Annotated in this window: 18 protein-coding genes, 3 pseudogenes and 1 riboswitch; of the genes and pseudogenes, 4 read left to right on the forward strand and 17 right to left on the reverse strand. The window is 68.5% G+C overall.

Annotation, left to right across the window (positions count from 1 at the left end; all coding sequences use genetic code 11):
* From K6K41_RS29030 to K6K41_RS29050, 5 genes are all read right to left on the reverse strand, one after another.
* The gene (locus K6K41_RS29030; RefSeq protein WP_261403400.1) at positions 1–717 is read right to left on the reverse strand and encodes a carbohydrate ABC transporter permease; all 717 of its coding nucleotides are present in this window, start codon (positions 715–717) and stop codon (positions 1–3) included.
* A gap of 460 nt (positions 718–1,177) precedes the next feature.
* Positions 1,178–1,909, reverse strand: a complete 732-nt coding sequence (locus K6K41_RS29035) for an extracellular solute-binding protein (protein WP_261403401.1) — start codon at positions 1,907–1,909, stop codon at positions 1,178–1,180.
* The gene (locus K6K41_RS29040; protein WP_261403402.1) at positions 1,894–2,538 is read right to left on the reverse strand and encodes an ABC transporter substrate-binding protein; all 645 of its coding nucleotides are present in this window, start codon (positions 2,536–2,538) and stop codon (positions 1,894–1,896) included. Before K6K41_RS29040 ends, K6K41_RS29035 begins: the two co-directional genes overlap by 16 nt.
* 580 nt (positions 2,539–3,118) lie before the next feature.
* The gene (locus tag K6K41_RS29045; protein ID WP_261403403.1) at positions 3,119–4,840 is read right to left on the reverse strand and encodes an ABC transporter ATP-binding protein; all 1,722 of its coding nucleotides are present in this window, start codon (positions 4,838–4,840) and stop codon (positions 3,119–3,121) included.
* 291 nt (positions 4,841–5,131) lie between these two features.
* Positions 5,132–5,641: a MarR family winged helix-turn-helix transcriptional regulator gene (locus K6K41_RS29050; RefSeq protein ID WP_261403404.1), complete on the reverse strand. Its 510-nt coding sequence runs from the start codon at positions 5,639–5,641 to the stop codon at positions 5,132–5,134.
* A 110-nt stretch (positions 5,642–5,751) separates the two neighbouring features.
* Between K6K41_RS29050 and K6K41_RS29055 the strand changes: the two are divergent.
* Positions 5,752–6,598, forward strand: a pseudogene (locus K6K41_RS29055) (GMC family oxidoreductase); the annotation flags it as partial.
* Between the two features lie 177 nt (positions 6,599–6,775).
* Positions 6,776–7,327, forward strand: coding sequence for a GMC oxidoreductase (locus K6K41_RS29060; protein ID WP_261405861.1), 552 nt, complete (start codon positions 6,776–6,778; stop codon positions 7,325–7,327).
* A 47-nt stretch (positions 7,328–7,374) separates the two neighbouring features.
* Here the strand turns inward: K6K41_RS29060 and K6K41_RS29065 are convergent.
* The 5 genes and pseudogenes from K6K41_RS29065 to K6K41_RS29085 all read right to left on the reverse strand — a co-directional run bounded on the left by K6K41_RS29065 (position 7,375) and on the right by K6K41_RS29085 (position 13,021).
* Positions 7,375–8,306: pseudogene (locus K6K41_RS29065) on the reverse strand (alpha/beta fold hydrolase).
* Positions 8,303–9,384 (reverse strand): annotated as a pseudogene (locus K6K41_RS29070) (tartrate dehydrogenase). Before K6K41_RS29070 ends, K6K41_RS29065 begins: the two co-directional pseudogenes overlap by 4 nt.
* Before the next feature lie 194 nt (positions 9,385–9,578).
* A complete protein-coding gene (locus K6K41_RS29075; protein ID WP_261403405.1) occupies positions 9,579–10,547 on the reverse strand; it encodes a tripartite tricarboxylate transporter substrate-binding protein in 969 nt (322 codons plus the stop codon).
* Between the two features lie 194 nt (positions 10,548–10,741).
* On the reverse strand, positions 10,742–11,815 hold the full coding sequence (locus K6K41_RS29080) for a tartrate dehydrogenase (RefSeq protein ID WP_261403406.1): 1,074 nt from the start codon (positions 11,813–11,815) through the stop codon (positions 10,742–10,744).
* Positions 11,816–12,151: 336 nt separating this feature from the next.
* Positions 12,152–13,021, reverse strand: a complete 870-nt coding sequence (locus K6K41_RS29085) for a LysR family transcriptional regulator (protein ID WP_261403407.1) — start codon at positions 13,019–13,021, stop codon at positions 12,152–12,154.
* A 247-nt stretch (positions 13,022–13,268) separates the two neighbouring features.
* Here K6K41_RS29085 and K6K41_RS29090 point away from each other — a divergent pair, with 247 nt between their 5' ends.
* Positions 13,269–14,432 (forward strand): mandelate racemase/muconate lactonizing enzyme family protein, encoded by a 1,164-nt coding sequence (locus K6K41_RS29090; RefSeq protein ID WP_261403408.1) that lies wholly within the window; start codon positions 13,269–13,271, stop codon positions 14,430–14,432.
* 58 nt (positions 14,433–14,490) lie between these two features.
* On the opposite strand, the gene ada is transcribed toward K6K41_RS29090, so the two are convergent.
* Positions 14,491–15,594: a bifunctional DNA-binding transcriptional regulator/O6-methylguanine-DNA methyltransferase Ada gene (gene ada, locus K6K41_RS29095; RefSeq protein ID WP_378148555.1), complete on the reverse strand. Its 1,104-nt coding sequence runs from the start codon at positions 15,592–15,594 to the stop codon at positions 14,491–14,493.
* A gap of 167 nt (positions 15,595–15,761) precedes the next feature.
* Between ada and K6K41_RS29100 the strand changes: the two genes are divergently transcribed.
* On the forward strand, positions 15,762–16,205 hold the full coding sequence (locus K6K41_RS29100) for a DUF3617 domain-containing protein (protein WP_261403409.1): 444 nt from the start codon (positions 15,762–15,764) through the stop codon (positions 16,203–16,205).
* A 34-nt stretch (positions 16,206–16,239) separates the two neighbouring features.
* Here K6K41_RS29100 and K6K41_RS29105 read toward each other — a convergent pair whose 3' ends face one another.
* The 6 genes from K6K41_RS29105 to K6K41_RS29130 form a co-directional block, all read right to left on the reverse strand.
* Complete coding sequence (locus K6K41_RS29105) at positions 16,240–16,839, reverse strand: HupE/UreJ family protein (protein WP_261403410.1); 600 nt, start codon at positions 16,837–16,839, stop codon at positions 16,240–16,242.
* Between the two features lie 12 nt (positions 16,840–16,851).
* Positions 16,852–17,373, reverse strand: coding sequence for a hypothetical protein (locus tag K6K41_RS29110; protein ID WP_261403411.1), 522 nt, complete (start codon positions 17,371–17,373; stop codon positions 16,852–16,854).
* A gap of 182 nt (positions 17,374–17,555) precedes the next feature.
* Entirely contained in the window at positions 17,556–18,761 is a 1,206-nt protein-coding gene (locus K6K41_RS29115) for an agmatinase family protein (protein ID WP_261403412.1), read from the reverse strand.
* 262 nt (positions 18,762–19,023) lie between these two features.
* Positions 19,024–19,800, reverse strand: a complete 777-nt coding sequence (locus tag K6K41_RS29120; protein WP_261403413.1) for an ABC transporter ATP-binding protein — start codon at positions 19,798–19,800, stop codon at positions 19,024–19,026.
* Positions 19,797–20,618: an ABC transporter permease gene (locus K6K41_RS29125; RefSeq protein ID WP_261403414.1), complete on the reverse strand. Its 822-nt coding sequence runs from the start codon at positions 20,616–20,618 to the stop codon at positions 19,797–19,799. Before K6K41_RS29125 ends, K6K41_RS29120 begins: the two co-directional genes overlap by 4 nt.
* Positions 20,619–20,828: 210 nt before the next feature.
* A complete protein-coding gene (locus K6K41_RS29130) occupies positions 20,829–21,893 on the reverse strand; it encodes a putative urea ABC transporter substrate-binding protein (RefSeq protein WP_261403415.1) in 1,065 nt (354 codons plus the stop codon).
* A gap of 99 nt (positions 21,894–21,992) precedes the next feature.
* Positions 21,993–22,097, reverse strand: a riboswitch (guanidine-I (ykkC/yxkD leader).
* Positions 22,098–22,102 lie beyond the last annotated feature (5 nt).

Raw genomic sequence — 22,102 nt, forward strand, 5'->3', positions numbered from 1 at the left:
TCAGAACGCCCCCAGCTTCTTCTTGGCGATCTGGTAGAAGACGTTGCAGAAGATGAAGAACGCCGCCCAGACCAGCACGGCGAGCGCCGACGCCTCGCCGATGTTCCAGAACTCGAAGGTCATCTTGTAGGCGAGCACGCTCGGCGTCTGGGTCACGACGCCCGGGCCCCCGCCCGTCAGGATGAAGACCGTGTCGAACACCTTGAAGGCGTCGATCAGCCGAAGCAGCGTGATCACGACGAGCAGAGGCGTCATCATCGGCAGCGTGATCTTGAAGAAGACCCGCAAAGGCGAGGCGCCGTCGACCGCGGCCGCGCGGTAGGGGCCGACCGGCATCGCCTGAAGCCCGGCGAAGAAGGCCAGCATCATGAAGGGCGACCACTGCCAGATGTCGACGAAGATCAGCGCGTAGAGCGCGAGGTCCGGCGAGGCGAAGACCGACTGGTCGCCGAGCATGCCGAAGCGTTCGAACACGTTGAAGGAGATGAGGCCCCAGGAGCCCGCCAGCATGATCTTCCACAACAGGCCGACGACGATCGGGGCCATCATGGTGGGAATGAAGAGAAGCGGCACCAGCGCCGAGCGGCCGCGCACGCCCGCGCTCAGCACCAGCGCGCCGCCAAGCCCGATCATGAACTCGATCGGCACCGCGATCCCGACGAAAAGCCCCGCGACCTTGAGCGAGTTCCAGAAGGCCGGATCGGACAGCAGCTTCACGTAGTTTGTCGAAGCCGATGAAGTCGCCGACGCGGCCGTACTTCGCCTTGTGGAAGCTCAGATAGATCGCGTAGGCGAAGGGGATCAGCGAGACGACCACCAGCGTGATCATCGTCGGGGCGATCAGCAGATACGGGTACCAGAAGCCCTGCTCTCGGGGCTTCCGGCGCGCTGCGGGCGCGGCTGATGCTTCTGTTGCGACGGACATGCGGTGTTTTTTCCGTTGGGCTGCGGGGCCCTAAACAAGAAGAAGTTCCGGACGCACGGACTGCGTGCTTCGAGACGCCCGGCCGACGGGCGGGCTCCTGAGCGTGAGGGGCGCGGCGGACGCCAGGTCCCAAACCTCCCTCATGCTGAGGAGCCGTCCGGAGCACGACGTCCCGAAGGACGCAGTCCCTTCGATGCAGCGGTCTAGAGAGGCTCCGGACGGCGGACCGCCCGGAGCCTCGCCGTCGTCACGTCAGAGCGTGCACTTCTCGCCGCAGATGCGGACGAGCGCCTTCTGGCCTTCGGCCGCGCCCTGTTCGGGCGTCAGCTTGCCGAGGCCGACCTGCTGGACGATGCCCGAAAGCGCGTCCGACATTTCGAGGTATTTCGGCAGGCGAGGCTTGGCCGCCGCGACGTCCAGCGTCGCCTTCATGGCGGTGAATAGGCTTGGGTTCGCGGCGTCCTTGAGGACCGGCGCCGCCCACGAGCTCTCGCGGATCGGCACGCCGCCCTTGCCGGCTTCGAGCAGCGTCGCCTGCTGCTTCTTGTCGGTCAGCCACTGCATGAACAGGAAGGTCGGCTTCGGGTTCTTGCTGCCGGCCGCGATCGCGATCATCGAGGGCTCGGCCTCGGCGGAGGCGAATTTCGGATCGGCGCCCTCTTTGACCGGAATGCCCGCGTAGACGAACTTGCCGGCGAGCGGAGAGGCCCCCGGCTTGTCGACGCCGAGCACGAAGTCGGAGAAGGCGACCGCCTGCGCCGCGATGCCGTTGCCCATGACGGTCGGCACGTCGAGCAGCGAGTATTCGGCCGTGCCGGGAGGCGCGAACTTCCAGAGCTCGGCGTAGGTCTTGAGCGCAGCGACCGTCGCGGGCGTGTCGAAGGCCGGCTTGCCAGAGGCGTCGATCAGGTCGCCGCCATAGTTCTTGAGGATGTCGTTGACGAAGGTGAAGAGCGACGCCGGACCCTTCACGCCGTCGAACACGATGCCGTAGAAGTCGCCGTCGAGCGGCTTGCCGGCGAGCGTCGCGCCTTCTTGCGGGTGAAGAACTCGGCGATGTCGCGCAGCTGCCCGAGCGTCTTGGGCGGGGCGAGGTCGTAGCCGTACTTGGCCTTGAACGCGGTCTTCTCGCCGTCGTCGCCGAGCAGGTCGGCGCGGGCCCAATAGACCTGATTGTAGTTCCAGTTGATCAGGCCGTACTGCTTGCCGTCGTGGAAGGCGACCGACTTGAACGGCTTTCTGGATGAAGTCGGCGGGTCGAGGTTGGGGTTGGAGATCGACTTGTCGGCGACGAGGTCGTCGATCGGCAGCAGCGCCTCGGCCTCGAGCATCTGCCCCATCTGGAAGCCGTGCAGCATGACGGCGTCGAAATGGCCGCGGCCCGAGAGCATGTCGGCCTGGCCGCGGTTGATCACCTCCATGTGGCCGAGCAGCTGGTACTCGACCTTGATGCCGGTCTCTTTCTCGAATTCCGGCACGAGCTTGGCGAGCGCCTCCTGCAGCGGCGTCACCTCGTCGAGCACCCGGATCGAGACGCCCTTGTAGGGCTTGGCGGCTTCCGCATAGGAGAAGTCCGCGGCGCCCGCCGGACCGGCGAGCCCCAGGGCGAGCACGGCGGCCGAGGCCCGCGGTCGCAAGTTTCCCGAATGTCATCGTGGCACCACCCCGTCTGTTGGCCGCCGAGCCCCGCTGCGGTCGGCGAATGGCTGTTTCAGTTCCTCACGCGGCCGAGGCCGAAATCGCCCTGCCGGTTTCCCCGTCGAACAGCGCGATCGCGGCGGGCGGACAGGAAAGGCCCGCGGCCTCGCCGATCCGGACCTGCGCGGCGTCGCGCGTCTTGATCTTGATCTGCGCGCCGTCGCTCGCGCTGAAGGTGACGATCTCGTGCTTGCCGAAGGGCTCGTGCGAGTAGATCCGCCCGTGACCGCGCCGGCCGCGCCCGCAGGCGCAAGCGCAAGCTCCGACGCGCGAAGGCCGAGCCAGACGGTTTTGCCGCGCGCCGCCGCCGCCATGCCGTTCGGCAGCGCGATCTGAAGCCCTGCGCGCCGGAACGACGTCGCGCCGGCCTCCTCGACGAGTTCGCCGCCGAGCACGCTCATGGGCGGATCGCCGATCAGCCGGCGACCGTGACGCTCGCGGGCCGCAGCCAGATCTCCTCGGGCGTTCCCACCTGCTCGATCCGGCCGCCGTCGATCACCGCCACCTTGTCGCCGACCGAGAGCGCCTCGAGCCCGTCCGGCGTCGCCCAGATCGACGGCTGTCGCGCGTCATCAGGCGCTTGCGGATCGCGCCGCGCAGCTTGTGACGGAGCTTGGCGTCGAGATGCGAGATCGGCTCGTCGAGCAGGAGCGCGCGCGGCGCCTGCACGAGCGCGCGGGCGAGCGCGGCGCGCTGCTTCTGGCCGCCGGAAAGCGCGACGGGAAGCCGATCGCCGAGATGCGCGATCTCGAGCAGCGTCAGCACCTCCTTGACCGTCGCGTCATGACGGTCGCGCGGAACCGCGCTTCCGGGAGCCTGGAGGGGCGACAGGGCGTTCTGGCGGACGGTGAGATGCGGATAGAGCGCGTAGGACTCGAACAGGAACGCGACGCCGCGCTTGCCCGGCGCGACGCCCTCCATCGACTGCCCGCCGAGCCGCACGGAGCCGGCGTCCGGCTTTTCGAGGCCCGCGACGACGCGACAGAGCGTGGTCTTGCCGGCGCCCGAGGGACCGGTCAGCGCCAGCACCTCGCCGGGGCCGACGGACAAGCTCACGCCGTCGAGCGCGAGCGTCTCGCCGAAGCGCTCGGCGACGCCCGAGAGCGCGAGGCCGCTCATGCGAGCCGCTCCACGTTGCGTTCGCTGGCGCGATGGAACAGGTGGACCTTCGGGCGCGATCGACACGCAGACGAAGTCGCCGGGCCGGACGTCCGAGGGACCTGCGATCTCGACGAGGATGTCGACGTCCGCGCCGGTCCTCGGCTCGAGAACCAGCGAGTCCGCGTCGCCCCGGCATTCGCGGTAGCTGACGATCGCGTCGGCTTTCACGCCGTCGCATCGCGTGATCGCAAGGTGCTCGGGCCGCATGCCGACGATGAGGTCGTCGCCGCGCGCCTGCGCGAGCGCCGCCCTCAGCGGCGACACGGCGAAGGAGCGGCCGAACGCCTCGACAAAGACGGCGCCGTCGTCGGCGGGCCGGCCGGCGAGCATGTTCATCGGCGGTTCGCCGATGAAGTTCGCGACGAACACGTTGGCCGGCCGCTCATACATCGCCTCGGGCGTATCCACCTGCTGCAGCACGCCGTGGCGCATCACCGCGATGCGGTCGGCCATCGCGGTCGCCTCGGTCTGGTCGTGGGTGACGAGGATCGAGGTGACGCCGCGCGTCTTCTGCAGGCGCTTGATCTCGGTGCGAAGCTGGACGCGCTGGTCGCCGTCGAGATGGGAGAGCGGCTCGTCGAAGAGGATGAGGCGCGGGTCGCGCACCAGCGCGCGGCCGATCGAGATGCGCTGCATCGCGCCGCCCGAAAGCCCCGCAACGGGCCGGTCGGCCATGCCGGTCAGGCCGAGCAGCGCGAGCGCGTCGTCGACGCGCGCCTTCGCGGTCTCGCGATCGACGCCGCGGGCGGAGAGCGGAAACGCGATGTTCTCGCGCACGCTCATGCGGGGGTAGAGGCTGTAGTCCTCGAACACCATCGCGATGTTGCGCGCGCCGGGCTCGAGCCGCGACACCGGCTCGTCGTCGAAGCGGATTTCGCCCTCGGAGAGATCCTCGAGCCCGGCCGCCATCTTGAGGGTCGAGCTCTTGCCGCAGCCGGACGGCCCGAGCAGCGCCAGCATCTCGCCGTCGCCGCAGACGAGGTTGAGATCGGCGACCGCCGGCGTCTCCACGCCGGCGTATCGTTTCGTCACCGCCTCGAACCGCACCACAGTCATCAGTGTACGTCCTATTTGTCGTCGGAGCAGTCGCGGACGTGCGCCTGGCGGGCGACGCCGGACCGATCCGGAAGCCGACTTAGACAAATTCTGGCAATCAAGTTGCATGCCAAGCGCTGGAAACAGCGGGCGCGGCCGGCTAGCGGCGACGTCTAGCGGGAACCTGTCGGGCGGCCATGACCAGAATCGTGACGCCTGCTCACGCCCGGCGCCTCATCGAAAGGCAATCGTCATGGTACTGATGATTTTGACTGGAGAGCCTGCTGTGGCGCTTCGCGCGCGGCGCGGCCGTCAGCCGACGACCGGCGAGCGGCTCATCGAATTGCTGTTCTCGACGAGCGCCGCCAGATCCTCGAGGAACCGTTCGCGCCGTTCCGGCGGCAGGGCCGCGAGCGTGCGCTCGTGAGCCCGCGAGGCGCTCTGCTCGACGCGTTTCAGCGCCGCTCGTCCGATGTCCGTCAGCATCGCGAGCTTCATCCGGCGATCCTCGGGCGACAGCTTGCGGCGGACGAAGCGGCGGCGCTCCAGCCGCACGATCACCTCGGCGACGTTGGTGCGGTCGAGCCCCACGGCGCGCGAGAGCGCCGCCTGCTCGACCGCGCCCATCTGGTCGAGCGCCGTCAGCACGCTGTACTGCACCGGCGTCAGTCCCTCGGACGCGCATTCCTCGAGAAACAGCGCGACATGGATCTGGTGCAGCCGGCGGATCAGGAAGCCCGGCCGCGCCTGCAGGGGCCGAAGGCGCCAGCCTTCGGCGGCCTCCTCGGTCGGCTCGGCGATCTCCGGCTCTGTCACGCTCATCGGCTCGGTCGGCTCCTCCACGCGACCTCGCCATGGCGGGTCGGCGTGATCAACCCTGCAAAAGTCGCGCCCCGCGATCTTTTCCGCCTCGAACCTCCGGTGGCCTGCGCATGACCCTGCCTGTCAAAGAGTCCTATGACGTCGTCGTCTGCGGCGGCGGCGCGGCCGGCTGCGTGATCGCAGGGCGGCTCGCCTCGCTTGGCGAGGTCAGCGTGCTGCTTCTCGAGGCCGGCGGCCCGGGCGACGTGGTCGAGGTGACGGATCCGAGGATCTGGATGCGCAACATCGGCTCCGAGCGCGACTGGCGCTTCGCCTCCGAGCCTTGCGCCGGGCTGAACGGCCGCCGCGCGCCGCTGCCGATGGGCCGCGTGCTCGGCGGCGGATCGAGCGTCAACGGGCTCGTCTGGGCGCGGCCACAAGGCGGACTTCGATCTGTGGGAGGCCGAGACCGGCGACGCCGGCTGGGGCTTTGATTCCGCGGTGGCGCTCTACAGGCGGATCGAGAGCTGGGACGGACCGCCTTCCGCGATGCGGGGCGCGTCCGGGCCCATGACCATCACGCTGCCGAAGGATCCTGTCCCGGTGGTCGGCGCGCTGCTGGAGGCGACCTCGGCGCTCGGGATCCCGCGCGTCGACGACCACAACGCCGAGGCCATGGCCGGCGACGGCTGCTGCGCGATCGCCAACGTCAACGTCGCGCCGGACGGAACGCGCGTCTCGACCGCGCGCGCCTATCTCGCCCCGCAGATGGAAAGGCCGAACCTGACCGTCCTGACCGGCGCGACCGTCCGCCGGGTCCGGATCGAAGGCGGCCGCGCCACAGGCGTCGAATTCGAGTCCGGCGGCGAAATCCGGCTCGTGGAGGCCCGTCGCGAGGTCGTGCTGTCGCTTGGCGGGATCCACACGCCGAAGACGCTGATGCTGTCAGGCGTCGGCGACGAGGCGGAGCTGAAGCGCCACGGGATCGAGGTCGCGCAACGCCTGCCCGGCGTCGGCGGCAATTTTCAGGACCACATCCTCGTCGGCGGCTGCGTGTTCGAATACCGGACCCCGGAGCCGCCGCGGAACAACTCGGCGGAGTTCACCTTCTTCTGCAAAAGCGACGCCTCTCTGCCCTCGCCCGACCTCCAGCCCATGCTGGAGGAGACGGCCTTCGGCTCCGAGGTGACCGGCCCCGCCTATGGGCTGCCGACCGATCCGTCGCTGGCCTTCACGCTGGCGCCCGGCCTGATCCGTCCCAAGAGCCGCGGCCGCGTCTCGCTCACGGGCGCGCGCCCTGAAGACCCGGTCCGCATCGACGCCAATTTCCTGAGCGAGGCGGCGGACGTCGCGGCGCTCAGGATCGCGCTGGAGCTCTGCCGGGAGATCGGCAATTCCGAAACGCTGCGGCCTTTCGTGAAGCGCGAGCTAATGCCCGGCCCGCTGGCCGACGCGGAGCAGCTGACCTTCCTGCGGAACGCGGCCGGCACCTACTTCCACCAGTCCTGCACCGCCAGGATGGGGCGTGATCCGATGGCCGTCGTCGACGGCAGCCTGAAGGTCTATGGCGTCGAGAACCTGCGCGTCGCCGACGCGTCCGTCATGCCGGCGATCGCGGGCGGCAACACGCTCGCGCCCTGCGTCCTGATCGGCGAACGCGCGTCCGACCTGATCGCGGGAGACCTTGGCTTCGCGCCGCGCTGGTGAGCGGCGGCGGCGCCCAAGGCCGTCGCGGCCGGACGATCGGCGACCGCTCAGGCCGATCGCGGGGACGCGCCCTCGGACGACAGGAAGTCGAGCAAAGCCCGAAGCGTCTCTTTGGGCAGCTCCTCCTGCAGCGTGTGGCCGCAGTCGAGCGGGCGGCCGGTGACGTCGACCGCCTTCTCGCGCCAGGTTTCGAGGACGTCATACGTCCGGCCGACCACGCCGCGCGCGCCCCACAGGGCAAGGAGCGGGCATGCGACGCGGCTTTCCGCGTCGGCCGCATCGTGCTCGAGGTCGATGGTCGCGGCGGCGCGATAGTCTTCGCAGACCGCGTGGACGCCCTCGGGCGAGCGGTAGCAGCGCAGATATTCCTGGAACGCCGCCTCCTCGGTCGCGCCAGGGATCTTGTTCTGGCGCTCGACGTGCTCGCGCAGAAAGAACTCGACGTCGGCCAGGATCATGCGCTCGGGCAGCGGCGCGGGCTGGATCAGGAAGAACCACCAGAAATAGCGGCTGGCGAAATCCTTGTCGGTGCGGGCGTACATCGTCGCGGTCGGCGCGATGTCGATCACGCAGAGCTTCGTCAGGCTTTCCGGATGGTCGAGCGCGAGCCGGTGGCCGACCCGCCCTCCCCGGTCGTGGCCGACCATCGCGAAGCGCTCGTGGCCCAGCGCCCGCATGGTCGCCACGACATCCGCGGCCATGGCGCGCTTGGAATAGTTGACGTGGCCCTCGCCGCCCTCGGGCTTGGGCTGTCGCCATAGCCGCGCAGGTCCGGGCAGACGACCGTGAAGCGCCGCGCGAGCTCGGGCGCGATCTTGCGCCAGGTGATATGCGTCTGGGGGTGGCCGTGCAGCAGCACGAGCGGCGGACCCTCGCCCGCCATCGCCGCGCGGATCGTGACGCCGTCGCCGAGCTCGACGTCGACCAGCCGGAACCCTTCGAGGAAGGGATCCGGCCCGATCTCGCGGAGCTCGCTCACGACAGCGCGTCCGCCACCGCCTTGCCGCAGGTGACCGTGTGTCGGCCTTGCCGCCGAGGTCGCGGGTGCGCAGCCGCTCGTCCGCCAGCACGGTCTCGATCGCCGTGACGATCGCCTTGCCGGCTTCGACTTCGCCGAGATGCTCCAGCATCATGGCCGCCGACCAGATCTGGCCGATCGGGTTCGCGATCCCCTGACCCGCGATGTCGGGCGCCGAGCCGTGCACGGGCTCGAACAGCGAGGGGTGCTTGCGCTCCGGATTGATGTTGCCCGACGGCGCGATGCCGATCGTGCCGGTGCAGGCGGGGCCGAGGTCGGAGAGGATGTCGCCGAACAGGTTCGAGGCCACCACGACGTCGAACTTTTCCGGTCGCAGCACGAAGAAGGCGGTCAGGATGTCGATGTGGTACTTGTCGGTCTCGATGTCGGGATACTGCGCCCGCATCTCCTCGAAGCGCTCATCCCAATAGGGCATCGTGATCGCGATGCCGTTGGACTTGGTCGCCGAGGTGACCTTCTTGCGCGGCCGGGTGCGGGCCAGCTCGAAGGCGTATTTCATGATGCGGTCGACGCCGGTGCGCGTGAAGACCGTCTCCTGGATGACCGCCTCGCGCTCGGTGCCGGGGAACATGCGCCCGCCGATCGCCGAATACTCCCCTTCCGTGTTCTCGCGCACGACGTAAAAATCGATGTCGCCGACCTTGCGGCCCGCAAGGGGACACTTCACTCCAGGCATCAGCCGCGCGGGGCGCACCGAGGCGTACTGGTCGAACTCGCGACGGAACTGGATCAGCGATCCCCAGAGCGATTCATGGTCGGGCAGAACCGCCGGCCAGCCGACCGCGCCGAAGAAGATCGCGTCCTTGGGCGCGATGTCCTCCTTCCAGTTCTCCGGCATCATCCGCTTGTGCTTTAGCCAGTAATCGGCCGAGGCGTAGTCGTAGTCGGAGCCGCGGATCTCGAAGCCGAATTTCTTGGCCGCCGCCTCGAGCACCCGGACGCCCTCCGGAACCGTCTCCTTGCCGATGCCGTCCCCGGGAATGTTGGCGATGGTGTAGACGCGGTTGGTGTCGGGCATTGTCTTCACATCCTGCTCGTTCAGTGGCCGTCGGGCGGCCGAGAGGGAGTGCGTGCTTCGAGACGGCTGCTCGCGCAGCCTCCTCAGCATGAGGAGCGTGGAGGATCGAGACCGAAACGATCCTCATGCTGAGGAGCCCGCCCGGTCGGGCGGGCGTCTCGAAGCACGCTGTTGGCTTCTATCAGGTCACGACGTCAGTCCGCGAACTGGCCCGCGGCCTTGATCACCGGGCCCCAGCGATCGATCTCGGAGATCAGCCGCGCCTTAAGCGCGGCAGGCGTCGCCTGATCCTTGGTTGCGGCCGTCGTCGCGATCTTGGCGAACTTCTCCTGCAGCGCCGGATCTGCGAGCGTCGTCTGCAGCGCGCCGGAGAGCTTCTGGATGATCGCGTCCGGCGTCCCGGCCGGCGCGTAGATGCCGTGCCAGGTCGACATTTCGAACCCCTTGAGGCCCGCCTCCCCGGTGGTCGGCACGTTCGGAAGCTGCGTCAGGCGCTTGGGCGCAGTCACCGCGAAGGCCTTCACCTTGCCCTCGGTGATCGGACCGGTGGTGTTCGTCGCCTGGTCGCAGGTCATGTCGATCTGCTTGCCCATGAGGTCGGTCATGATCGGGCCGTTGCCCTTGTAGGGCACCGTCGTCATCTGCGCGCCGATGGCGGACTGGAACAGCACCCCGCAGAGATGCGACGACGCCCCGAGACCGGCATGGGCGTAAGTCAGCTTGTCGCCGTCGGCCTTGATCTTGGCCACCAGCTCCTCGAGCGTGTTGGCCGGGAAGTCGGTGCGCGTGATCACCGTCGAGGGCGCGTCGGAGATGAGGCCGATCGGCGCGAAGGCGGTCTTGGTGTCGAACGACAGCTTCCGATAGAGCGCCGGCGCGGTCGAGATGCCGATGTGGTGGACCATCAGCGTGTAGCCGTCGGGATCCGAGCGCGCGACGCGCGTCGAGGCGAGCGTGCCGCCCGCGCCGGTGACGTTCTCGACCACAAACTGTTTTCCGAGCGCCCGGCCCATGCCCTCGGCGGTCATTCGCGCGATGGCGTCCGTCGGTCCGCCGGCCGCATAGGGCACGATCACGGTGACGGGGCGGCTCGGATAGTCGTCCTGGGCGTGAGCTGCGCCGGCCATGAGGCACAGCGCGGCGAGAGCGGCGATGATGCGCATGTCAGTTCCTCCCATGATGGCGGATCGAGCCGCCTTTTCTTGTTTTTCACCGGGGTGGTCCCCGTCCGTCTTGTCTCCCCGTCATGCCCGGCGGAGCCGGGTATCCACGACTTTCTGAGGGCGTGGAGCTCCTGCCCCAAGTCGTGGATACCCGCGAAGACGCGGGCATGACGGCGTTGTTTCCGCGCCAGACCTCACACGTTCGACGAGTGGATCGCGTCGACCACCGCGTCGGTGACCTCCTTGGTGTTGGCCGTGCCGCCGACGTCGGGCGTCAGGATGCCTGCGCCCGTCACCTTCTCGACCGCGCGCATCAGGCGCGCCGCGCCATCCGTCTCGCCGAGGTGGTCGAGCATCTGCGCGGCGGTCCAGAAGCTCGCGACGGGGTTGGCGATCCCCTTGCCCGTGATGTCGAAGGCAGAACCGTGGATCGGCTCGAACATCGAGGGGAAGCGGCGCTCGGGGTCGATGTTTGCGGTCGGCGCGACGCCGAGCGAGCCCGCGAGCGCGCCGGCGAGGTCGGACAGCACGTCGGCGTGGAGGTTGGTGGCCACGATCGTGTCAAGCGACTGGGGTTTGAGCGTCATCCGCACCGTCATGGCGTCGACCAGCATCTTGTCCCAGGTCACGTCCGGGAACTCCTGCGCGACCTCGGCCGCGATCTCGTCCCACATCACCATGCCGTGGCGCTGGGCGTTGGATTTCGTCACCACCGTCAGCAGCTTGCGGGGACGCGACTGCGCGAGCTTGAAGGCGTAGCGCATCACGCGGGTGACGCCGACGCGGGTGAAGATCGCGACCTCTGTGCCGACCTCTTCGGGCAGGCCGCGATGCACCCGCCCGCCGGCGCCGGCGTATTCGCCCTCGGAGTTCTCGCGGATGATCACCCAGTCGAGGTCGCCGGGGCCGCAATTCCTGAGCGGCGGGGTGATGCCCGGCAGGATCTTGGTCGGGCGGACATTGGCGTATTGGTCAAAACCCTGGCAGATCGGCAGCCGCAGGCCCCACAGCGTGATGTGGTCCGGCACGTCCGGCGCGCCGACGGCGCCGAAATAGATCGCGTCGAATTTTTTGAGTGTCGTCAGACCGTCCGCCGGCATCATCACGCCATGCTTCTTGTAGTGATCCGAGCCCCAGTCGAAGGTCTGGAAGTTGAACGTCACGTCGCCGAGCCGCTTCTCAAGGCTCTTCAGCACGGTCTCGCCCGCGGCAATGACTTCTGGGCCGATGCCGTCGGCCGGAATGCTGGCGATGGCGTATTCGCGCATGGGGCGTGTCTCCCGAAGGTCTGGCGCCGGCTCATGACAAGCGGCCCGCGTCCGTTGATTTCGGAGGGAACAATCCGCCTGGTGCGGCCGAAGGGTCCAATGCCGACATGGCGTCGCGTCATGCCGAAGCGGCATGGGAAGAGGCATAGCTCCCCGTCTCGCGCCCTCGACGCTCCTCATCCTGAGAAGCCCGCGCAGCGGGCGTCTCGAAGGACGCAGTCCGCCCATGGAGCGCCCGCCTCGGAACGCGACTGCGTGCTTCGAGACGCCGACCTGCGGCCGGCTCCTCAGCATGAGGATCGAGGGAGGTTCTGAATACAGGCGGCGCTCAGCCCTTCAGCGACGTCCAGAAGGCCTCCGCCGCGGGCCCGAGCCTCCCCGCCCCGCGAAACAAACGGATTCGACCTCGATCGAGACATCCATATCCGCCGCAACTGTCAGGCGCCCGTCCCTCAGCGGCTCTTCGGCGAGCGCGAGCGGCAGCCAGGCGAGGCCTTCGCCGGCGCAGGCCATGGAGAGCAGCGTCGCGCCGAGGTGGCTCGTGAAGGCGATCTCGGCGTCGCGGGAATTGAAGCGCGCCGCCACGATCCGGCCGATGCCGGACTGTTCGGCGTAGGACAGCAACCGCACTCGCCGCCCCTTTTCGCCGGGCCACGGAAAGCGCGGACGGCCCTCCCCGTCGGGCGAAGACACGGGAAGGATGCGGTCTCGCCCCACAACCACGCTCGGGAAGCGGTTGGCCTCGAACAGTTCCGGCAGTTCCGGATCGTGGTGGCAGAGCAGGAACTCGGCGTCGCCGCGCCGCATCACCTGCTCGCACGCCGCCATGTTGTCGGAGATCAGCCGGATCGAGCCGAGGCCAGGCGCGGCCGTCCGCACCCATCCCGGAAAGAACGTGAAGGACAGAGCGTGGGTGCAGCAGAAGCGCACGGCGTGGGCCTCGCGGCCGGAAATGGCCTTCACCTCGCGCTTCACGTCGTGGATGCGCCGGACGATCTCGCCCGCATGGGCGAGCACGTGCGCGCCCGCGGGCGTCAGCGACACGCCGCGCGGCCCGCGCTCGAACATGTCGGCGCCGATCCAGTTCTCGAAGGACTTTATGCGGCGGCTGAACGCGGGCTGCGTGACGTTCCGGGCGTCGGCGGCGCGCGAGAAATTTCGCGCTTCGGCGAGGGCGAGGAAGTCTTCGAGCCAGACGAGTTCCATCGATCGACACCGTCTCCGCCGCCACCGCCGTCATGCCCGCGCTTTCGCGCGGGTATCCACGACTTCCTTTTGCATCGGCCGAGCTCGACGCCCAAGTCGTGGATACCCGGCTTCGCCGGGCATGACGGCCGAGGTGTAGCACGCCTCCGGCGCTATGCGCATCCGGCATCGATTCTTCAGGCATCAGCATTGGAGTTCGAGCGCGGACCCATGCCAAACCCGACGTCGAAACACGAAGGAGCATGCCATGCGCATCGTCGACGTCCGCGAGGTCACCAAGCCGATCTCCTCGCCCATCCGCAACGCCTATATCGACTTCTCGAAGATGACCTCGAGCCTCGTGGCCGTGGTCACGGACGTGGTGCGGGACGGCGAGCCGGTCGTCGGCTACGGCTTCAATTCGAACGGCCGCTACGGCCAGGGCGGCCTGATCCGCGAACGCTTCGCCGACCGCCTCACCGGGGCCGATCCGAAGTCGCTGCTGAACGAGGCCGGCGACAACATCGACCCGGACAAGTGCTGGGCCGCGATGATGACCAACGAGAAGCCGGGCGGCCACGGCGAGCGCTCGGTGGCGGTCGGCACGCTCGACATGGCGATCTGGGACGCGGTGGCGAAGATCGCAGGCAAGCCGCTGTTCCGGCTGCTCGCCGAACGTCACGGCTTGCAGGCGAATCCCAAGGTCTTCGTCTACGCCGCGGGCGGCTACTACTACCCGGGCAAGGACGACACGCAGCTTCGCGGCGAAATGCGCGGCTATCTCGACCGCGGCTACAAGGTCGTGAAGATGAAGATCGGCGGCGCGTCTCTGCCTGAGGACTGTCGCCGCATCGAGGCGGTGCTGGCCGAGATCGGCTCGGACGCGCAGCTCGCCGTCGACGCCAACGGCCGCTTCGACCTCGAGACCGGGATCGCGTACGCCAAGGCGCTGCGGGAGTATCCGCTGTTCTGGTACGAGGAGATCGGCGACCCGCTCGACTACCAGCTGCAGGCAGCCCTCGCAGAGTTCTATCCCGGCCCGATGGCGACGGGCGAGAACCTGTTCTCCCATCAGGACGCGCGCAACCTGCTGCGCTACGGCGGCATGCGGCCGGACCGCGACTGGCTGCAGTTCGACTGCGCGCTCTCCTACGGCCTGTGCGAATACCAGCGCACGCTCGAGGCGCTTAAAGTGGCCGGGTGGTCGTGGAGCCGCTGCATCCCGCATGGCGGCCACCAGATGTCGCTCAACATCGCGGCCGGGCTCGGGCTCGGCGGCAACGAGAGCTATCCCGACCTCTTCCAGCCCTATGGCGGCTTCCCGGACACCGTGCGGGTCGAGAACAGCTATGTGACGATGCCGGAGCTTCCGGGCATCGGCTTCGAGGGCAAGTCCGACCTCATCAAGGTCATGCGCGAACTCGCCAGCTGAGACCGCCGATCCTCCCCGTCACGCCGGCTCTTCGGGCGGCATGACGGCGGAGGCTCTCTCACTTCGCCGCCTTCTCCCGGTCGATCAGCGCCTGCTTGCGCTCCGCGCCCCAGCGATAGCCGGAGAGGCCGCCGTCGGCCCGCACCACGCGGTGGCAGGGGATCGCCACCGCGATCATGTTGGCGCCGCAGGCCATGCCGACCGCGCGCGCCGCTTTAGGTTCGCCCATGCGCCGCGCGAGCTCGGCGTAGCTGACCGTCTCGCCCATCGGAACGTCGCGCAAAGCTGTCCAGACCCGCTGCTGGAACGCGGTGCCGCGAATGTCGAGCGGCAGGTCGAGCCCCACGCCCGGCGCCTCCACGAAGCCGATCACCTGCGCGACCAGCGCTTCGAACGCGGGCTCGCCGCCGATCAGCTCCGCTTTCGGAAACCGGTCCTGCAGCGCGCGGGCGAGCGCATCCGGATCGTCGCCGAGCAGGATGGCGCAGACGCCCCGCTGGCTTGCCGCGACGAGAATGGAGCCCAGCGAACACTCGGCGATCGCGAAGCGGATCTCTGCGTCGCGGCCGCCGTCGCGATAGGCGCCGGGCGTCATGCCAAGCATCCGGTCGGCGCTCTCGTAAAACCGGCCGTTCGAGTTGAAGCCGGAGGCGTAGATGGTCGAGGTGACGTTCTCCTGCGCCTTCCCTAGGTTCTCCCGCACCCTGCCCGCCCGCACAGCGTCGGCATAGGCCTTCGGGGTCAGCCCCGTCGCCGCCTTGAAGGCGCGGTGGAAGTGAAAGGCGCTCAAGCCGGCGGCCTCCGCCAGTCGGTCGAGCGTCGGCGGCTCGTCCGCCTGTTCGATCATCCGGCAGGCGCGCGCGATCTTGTCGGCGTGACGCCCGCCTGCCTCCTTCGGCCGGCAGCGCTTGCAGGCGCGAAAACCCGCGGCCTCGGCGGCTTCGGTCGTGGCGTGGAAGGCGACGTTCTCGCGCTTGGCCCGCCGCGAGGCGCAGGATGGGCGGCAATAGACGCCGGTCGTGCGCACCGAATAGACGAAGCGGCCGTCCTGGGCCGCGTCGCGCTCGACGACCGCGCGCCAGCGCGGGTCGCTCTCGGCCGGATCGATCGTGGAGGCGGGGTCGGCGGTCATTGTCTCAGCATGCATCTTCTCGGCGTACATGGCGTCTCTCCTTGCCGGATCGAAGGTCATGGCGCTGAGATAACCGCGGCCGCCCGGCCGCGCGCTCCGCGGCTTGCGGCGCAATCGAAAGAGTTCCGGCGCAAGAATCGGAGCGCCGAGAGCGCCGTTCGGGCGATGATCGGAAGAGGAAACGGGAGGGAGCAGCGATGCGCAGTTTAGGACGAGGGTTCGCTTTCGCGCTGTCCGCGACGCTTGCGTCGCCGGTCCTCGCGCAGAACCCGGCCGTGCCGGACGGTCTCTACGAGGTCGAATACCGCCTCGACCTGCCGCATCTCGAGAACCACGACGTCCAGACCCGAAAGGTCTGCCTGAAGGACGTCGGCGGCGGCTCGGCTTTTCCGGTGCTGAGCGCCAACAATCCGCTGGCCGCCTGCCCCGCCGACAAACTGAAGCGCGAAGGCGCGGACGTCTCGTTCGAGATCCGCTGCCCCGGCGGCGGCGCGGCGCGCGGGCTCGCGCTCTATTCGATCATGGCCGACCGGTTCCAGGGCTCGATCGCCATGACCATGGGCGGCAAGAACATGACGATGACCGAGGTCCAGCGCGGCAAGCGCGTCGGCGACTGCGAGGCCGCGGCTCCGACGAACTGAGGGCCGCGCGCCGAACGCGCGGCCCCCGGACGTTTCAAAGCGCGCCCGCGAGGATCGCGACGCCCGCAAGCGCCGCGAGGCCGCCCGCCGCGCGGGTGACGAGCGGCCCCTGCGCCTCGCCGATCCGGCCAATCAGCGCGCCGAAGCCGACGCCGGCCGCATGGAGCGCGGCGGTCGCGAGCATGAAGCCAGCCGCATAGGCCGCGCCGCCTCCGGTCTCAGGCGCCTCGGCGCCGTGCGCGTAGCCGTGGAACGTCGCGAAGACGCCGACTGCGGCCATCGCGACGGCGACCGGCGCCTTGAGGCCGAACGCGACCGCCGCGCCGAGCGCGACGATCGAGAGCGCGATGCCGGTCTCGACGAACGGCACCTCGATGCCCGCCATGCCGAGGCCGCCGCCTGCAGCCATCACGACCACGAAGGTCGCGGGCACGAGCCAGAGCGCGCGGCCGCCGAGCTGGTAGGCGAAGACGCCGACCATCACCATGGCGAGCACATGGTCGAGGCCGCCGACCGGATGGCCGAGACCCGCCATGAAGCCCACGGCCTCGCCGTGGCCGGGATGGGCGAAGGCGGCGGTCGGGACGAGAAGGGCGGAGGCCGCAAGGAGCGGGCGGAGAGTGCGGAAGCTCATGGGTCTATCCCTTCAGCTCTTCGAGGTTTCAAAGAAGGAGGCTTCGCTGCGGTCGGCGAGCGACTTGGCGGACGCGAGATCAAGCCGCTGGATCGCCTGCCCGTCGTGGAACAGGAAGGCGAGGCGCCGGCGGCGGGAGGTCATCTTGGCGGGCAGCGGATCGTAGCGCACGCCCGCGCCGCCGAGGAGCGGCGCGACCGCGCCGACGTCGACGAGGTCCTCGGTCTCGACCCGCAGGAGGTGAAGGCGCTTGCCCGAGCCGTCCTCGCCCACAAACGGCACGCCCGCGACGCGCAGGAAGCTCGTCACGTCGGAAGCGTGCATGAAGGCCTCGACGAAGGCCGCCTCGACGAGGTCGAGGTCGGTCTTGCGCGGATCCACGTCCGGATGAGCGTGTCCGTGCGGCAGATGCGGCGTCTGCCACTGCACGGATTTCGCGGCTGGCTGGTTGTGGCCGTGGCCGTGAGAGTGCGAATGGCTGTGGCTATGCCCGCCGCCGCTATGGTCGTGATGGTGATCGTGGCCGTTGTGCATGGCTCAGATCCTCCCTCGGACGAGCGCAAGCGCGTGCTTCGAGACGGCGCTTCGCGCCTCCTCAGCATGAGGAGGGACGAGACCTCCGTCACGCGTGCTTCCGCAATTCTCCACGTCCCTCATGCTGAGGAGCCCGGCGCAGCCGGGCGTCTCGAAGCACGCAGTCGATCTCCGCGCGCGCATCAGAACGTCACCGGCTTGTCGATGATCGACTTGTGCTTGCCGAGAGTGCCGTTCGACACCATCGAGCCGAGCGCCTCGACGATCACGCGGGTGCCGAACAGCGCCGTGATGTCCGATGTGTCGTAGGGCGGCGAGACCTCCACGACCTCGAGGCCGCAGATGCCCGGCGCGGTGACGAGGCCGAGGATCTTGAGCGCCTCGCGCGGCAGGAAGCCGCCCGGCTCCGGCCAGCCGGTGCCCGGCACGAAGCCGCAGTCGATCGAGTCCACGTCGAACGAGATGTAGACCGCGTCGGCGTCCTTCCAGGCGAGCTCCAGCGCGATCTCGGCGGTCTTTTCCAGGCCGAACTTCTCGATGTCCTCGATCGTCAGCACGTTGGTGTCGCGCCGACGCGCCTCGGAGACGCCGTAGCGCGGCACCTGCCAGCCGCCGATGCCGAGCTGCACGAGGTTTTTCGGCGAAACGTTCGGCAGATTGGTCGCCCAGAACCACGGCGTGGTGTGCATCCGCTCGTCGAGATCCTTCTCCTGGATGTCGATGTGGCGGTCGAAGTGGATGATGCCGATGCGCTTCGACGTGCATTCGGCGATGCCGCGCACGCAGGGGAAGCCGATCGAATGGTCGCCGCCGATCATGATCGGCAGCGCGCCCGACGAGGCGACATGGGAGACGCCGCGGGTGATCTGGTCGAACGACTTCTCGAGGTTGGCGGGGATCGTGAACACGTCGCCGGCGTCGCAGAGCGTCATCTGCTCGCGGAGATCGACGCCGAGCTCGTAATTGTAGGGCGTGTAGAGCGCCGAGATGCGCCGCACGCCCTGCGGCCCGAAGCGGGTGCCGGGGCGATAGGTGGTGCCGGAGTCGAACGGGATGCCGAGCACCGCGGCGTCGTATTTGCCGACGTCGCGCACGTTCTCGACGTAAGGCGCCTTCATGAAGGTGTTGATGCCGGCGAAATGCGGAAGCTCGCCGCGCGCGAAGGTCGGAATCGACTTGTCGGTGATCGAGTCGGCGCCGGGCAGGCCCATGTCGAGCGCCCATTGCTGCTCTTTCCGCCACATGGTCTCGGGCAGGCGGCTCTCGGCGTCGAGCGCCTTCCAGCCTTGGGTCTCCATCTTCGAGAAATCGGGATGGTGGCGACGCAGACGCTCGCGCGAGGGCGCAAGACCTGCCGCGCGGCCGCGGCTGGCGCGTGACGGGATCATTCGGCTTCTCCTTGGGTAAGGCTGGCCGTCTTCCCGAGCCAATTCGGGAACGTCATCAGCGGGTAGAACTTGTGATGAGGCGTCGTCCCAACAGGCGCCGGGACCATGCGCGGGAAACGCCGCGCCCTTGTCCCGGACTTGATCCGGGACCCAGAACCGATGCGGCTCCCAAAGAGAGAGCGGCGCTCGAAGCGCGTTTCCGGATACGCTGTCGGTTCTGGGTCCCGGATCAAGTCCGGGACGAGGGGCGCGAGCCGCATGCTCACTGCGCGGCCATCAGCGGAATGGGCCTCGCAAAGCCCAGCACCGGCACCGCGCCCTCGCGCGTGAGATCGAGATCGTAGGTGACGCGCGCGCCGTAGCGGCCCGGCGCCTGCGGGTCGTGGCGCACCTTGTCGAAGGCCACCACCCGTGTGCCGAGGTTGAACGCCTCCTTGAGGTCGTGCGTCACCATGATCACCGTCATGCCGGCCTGCTCCCACAGCGGCTTGATGAGCGCGTGCATCTGCGCCCTCGTGCCGGGATCGAGCGCGCCGAACGGCTCGTCGAGCAATAGCACCTTCGGATCTTTCGCCAAGGCTTGAGCGATTGCCAGCCGTTGCTGCATGCCGCCCGAGAGCGCGCTCGGATGCTTGTCGCGATGGGCCCCGAGCCCGACGGCCACGATCAGCTCCTCGGCGCGCTCCTTCGCCCGGCGCTTGGCCGCCCCGAACAGCTTGCCGAGGAACCGCGACTGGCCGAGCTCATAGGCCAGCACGACGTTGCCGAGCACGGTGAGGTGCGGGAACACCGAGTAACGCTGGAACACGACGCCGCGGTCGGCGTCGGGCTCGTCGGGCAGCGGCTTGCCGTCGAGCAGCAGGCGGCCGCGGCTTGGGCGGTCCTGGCCGAGCACCATGCGCAGGAACGTGCTCTTGCCGCAGCCCGAGGGGCCGACGACCGACAGGAACGCGCCGGACTTCACCTCGAAATCGAGGTTCTCGATGACGATCTGGTCGCCGAACTCGGCCCAGACGTTCTCGACCGTGATCGTGCTCATCGGCGTTCCCCCACATAGGCCCATGGGAAGGCTTTTCGCGAGAGCTTTGCGAGCAGCAGGTCGAGCGTGAAGGCGATCAGCGTGATCCAGGCGACGTAAGGCAGGATGACGTCCATCGCGAGATAGCGGCGCACGAGGAAGATGCGGTAGCCGAGCCCTGAATCCGAGGCGATGGCTTCGGCGGCGATCAGGAACAGGAACGCCGGGCCGAGCTGCAGGCGCACGACTTCGATCAGCCGAGGCGTGATCTGCGGGAGCACCACGCGAACGACCGTCGTCCATGTGGAGGCGCCGAGCGTCTGCGCCTTCACCAGTTGCTCGGTCGGGATCGCCTGAACCGTCATGGCGATGTCGCGCACGATCGGCGGCGCGACCCCGATGACGATGAGGATCACCTTCGAGAGCTCCCCCAGCCCGAAGATGATGAAGAGGATGGGCAGGATCGCCATGGGCGGGATCATGGAGATCACCGCGACGAGCGCCCCGCCGCCGGCGTTCGCCACCGGCAGGATGCCGAGCGCGATCCCGAGCACGAGGCCGACCACCGTCGCGAAGCCCAAGCCCAGCGCCAGGCGCTGCAGGCTCGAGAGCGTGTCGGCGAGCATCGTGATCTCGCCGGTGCGCCGGTCGGGCTCGAAGGCGAGCCGCGAGGTGGTCGCGGCCATCTCCGAGACCGGCGGCAGCAGCTTGTCGTTCGGGTTTTCGGCGCGCCGCTCGGCCGAGCCGATCACGTAGACGGCGGCGAGCAGCAGGAACGGCAGGATCGCGAGCAGCAGCCGCGGCCCGGCCGCCGGCCGTATGTTCATCGCACGACGCATGAAACCACCTTGAAGCCACCCGTCATCCCGGACGGCCGCAAGGCCGATCCGGGATCGTTTTCAGGAGAGGGCGCGAGCTCGGAAGACGATCCCGGCTCTACGCGGCTGCGCCGCTTCGGCCGGGATGACACCCTTGGTCCCGCGCGCCTTACGCGGAGGACGATCCCGGATCGGCCTTGCGGCCGTCCGGGATGACGCTTGTCCAAGCCCTCACAGCTTCCCTTCGGCCGCCATCTTCATGAAGGTCGGGTCGAAGCGCAGCTTCACGTTCTTCTCGTCGCCGAGCGTCTTGCCGCCCGAAAACGCCATGCCGACCGCGTCCTTGGACTTCGCGCCCTCGCCGAGCAGGCCGTGGTCGAACGAGAAGCTGCGGACGAGGTCCATGGTCTTCGTGATCGCGGGGCTCTCCGCGAAAGCGACCGCGTCGGCGGCCTTCGAGAACAGGTTGGTGTCGGCGAGCTGGGCGTCGAAGCCGGCGAGGTCGGTGCCGGACTGCTTGCCCATGGCCGCGCGCGCCTCCTTGCCGGCGTCGCCTTCCATGAGCTTCAGGGTCTCGTACCAGATGCCGACCAGGGCCTTGCCGAAGTCCGGATTGTCCTTGAGCGTTTCGGTGTTGACGCCGAGCATGTCGATGATTTCGCCCGGGATCTTGGACGAGTCGAACAGTTCGGTCGCGCCGGGCTCGGCCGTGACGTCGGCGAGCATCGGGTTCCAGGTGACGACGTGTTCGACGTCCGGCGTCTTGAACGCGCCGGTGATGTCGGCGTCGGAGGTGTTGACGACCTTCACGTCCTTTTCGGACATGCCGTTCATGTCGAGCGCGCGGGCGAGCAGGTAGTGGGAGACCGAGAGCTCCACGAGGTTGATGCTCGAGCCCTTGAGGTCGGCGATCGACTTCGCCTTCTTCGAGACGATGCCGTCATTGCCGTTCGAGAAGTCGCCGATCACGAGCGCGGTGGTGTCGACGCCGCCGGCGGCGGGAATGGTCAGCGCGTCCATGTTGGTCAGCGTCACGCCGTCGAACTTGCCGGCGGTGAACTGGTTGATCGACTCCACGTAGTCGTTGAGCTGCGTGACCTTGATGTCGATGCCGTATTTGTCGGCCCACTTTTTCACGATGCCGTTCTCGGCCGCATAGGGCCAGGGCATGAACCCGACATAGATCGTCCAGGCGATCTCAAAACTCTTCTTGGGCGCGGCGTGCGCCGGCCCGGTGAACGCGGCCGCAAGCGCGACGGCGGAGAGCGAAAGAGCTGCGAGCAGGCGGCGGCGCATCAATGACTCCTCGGTCAGTCGGCCTTGTGGCCGATGGCGTCTCAGGAGTTCGCCGCGCACGAATTGGAGGTCGGTCCGCGGCGGCGAACCCGTGCAGTGACCTCCCGGGATTTTGCCCCGCCGTGTACCTCCGGCTCTCCCGGAAGCGCGTCTCTCGGACCAGCGCCGCCGGGGATGGCGGCCGGAACCCTAGACGCTCTGCACGACGG

Origin of the sequence: Chenggangzhangella methanolivorans, assembly GCF_019797865.1 — a bacterium.
In the GTDB taxonomy this organism is placed as follows: domain Bacteria; phylum Pseudomonadota; class Alphaproteobacteria; order Rhizobiales; family Methylopilaceae; genus Methylopila; species Methylopila methanolivorans.

Coding starts and splice junctions, on each gene's coding strand:
- K6K41_RS29075 (WP_261403405.1), bottom strand. CDS start 10,547: ATGCGCATCATCGCCGCTCTCGCCGCGCTGTGCCTCATGGCCGGCGCA.
- K6K41_RS29045 (WP_261403403.1), bottom strand. CDS start 4,840: ATGACTGTGGTGCGGTTCGAGGCGGTGACGAAACGATACGCCGGCGTG.
- K6K41_RS29130 (WP_261403415.1), bottom strand. CDS start 21,893: ATGCGCCGCCGCCTGCTCGCAGCTCTTTCGCTCTCCGCCGTCGCGCTT.
- K6K41_RS29110 (WP_261403411.1), bottom strand. CDS start 17,373: ATGCACAACGGCCACGATCACCATCACGACCATAGCGGCGGCGGGCAT.
- K6K41_RS29115 (WP_261403412.1), bottom strand. CDS start 18,761: ATGATCCCGTCACGCGCCAGCCGCGGCCGCGCGGCAGGTCTTGCGCCC.
- K6K41_RS29100 (WP_261403409.1), top strand. CDS start 15,762: ATGCGCAGTTTAGGACGAGGGTTCGCTTTCGCGCTGTCCGCGACGCTT.
- ada (WP_378148555.1), bottom strand. CDS start 15,594: ATGTACGCCGAGAAGATGCATGCTGAGACAATGACCGCCGACCCCGCC.
- K6K41_RS29085 (WP_261403407.1), bottom strand. CDS start 13,021: ATGGAACTCGTCTGGCTCGAAGACTTCCTCGCCCTCGCCGAAGCGCGA.
- K6K41_RS29080 (WP_261403406.1), bottom strand. CDS start 11,815: ATGCGCGAATACGCCATCGCCAGCATTCCGGCCGACGGCATCGGCCCA.
- K6K41_RS29060 (WP_261405861.1), top strand. CDS start 6,776: ATGCTGGAGGAGACGGCCTTCGGCTCCGAGGTGACCGGCCCCGCCTAT.
- K6K41_RS29125 (WP_261403414.1), bottom strand. CDS start 20,618: ATGCGTCGTGCGATGAACATACGGCCGGCGGCCGGGCCGCGGCTGCTG.
- K6K41_RS29090 (WP_261403408.1), top strand. CDS start 13,269: ATGCGCATCGTCGACGTCCGCGAGGTCACCAAGCCGATCTCCTCGCCC.
- K6K41_RS29105 (WP_261403410.1), bottom strand. CDS start 16,839: ATGAGCTTCCGCACTCTCCGCCCGCTCCTTGCGGCCTCCGCCCTTCTC.
- K6K41_RS29120 (WP_261403413.1), bottom strand. CDS start 19,800: ATGAGCACGATCACGGTCGAGAACGTCTGGGCCGAGTTCGGCGACCAG.
- K6K41_RS29050 (WP_261403404.1), bottom strand. CDS start 5,641: ATGAGCGTGACAGAGCCGGAGATCGCCGAGCCGACCGAGGAGGCCGCC.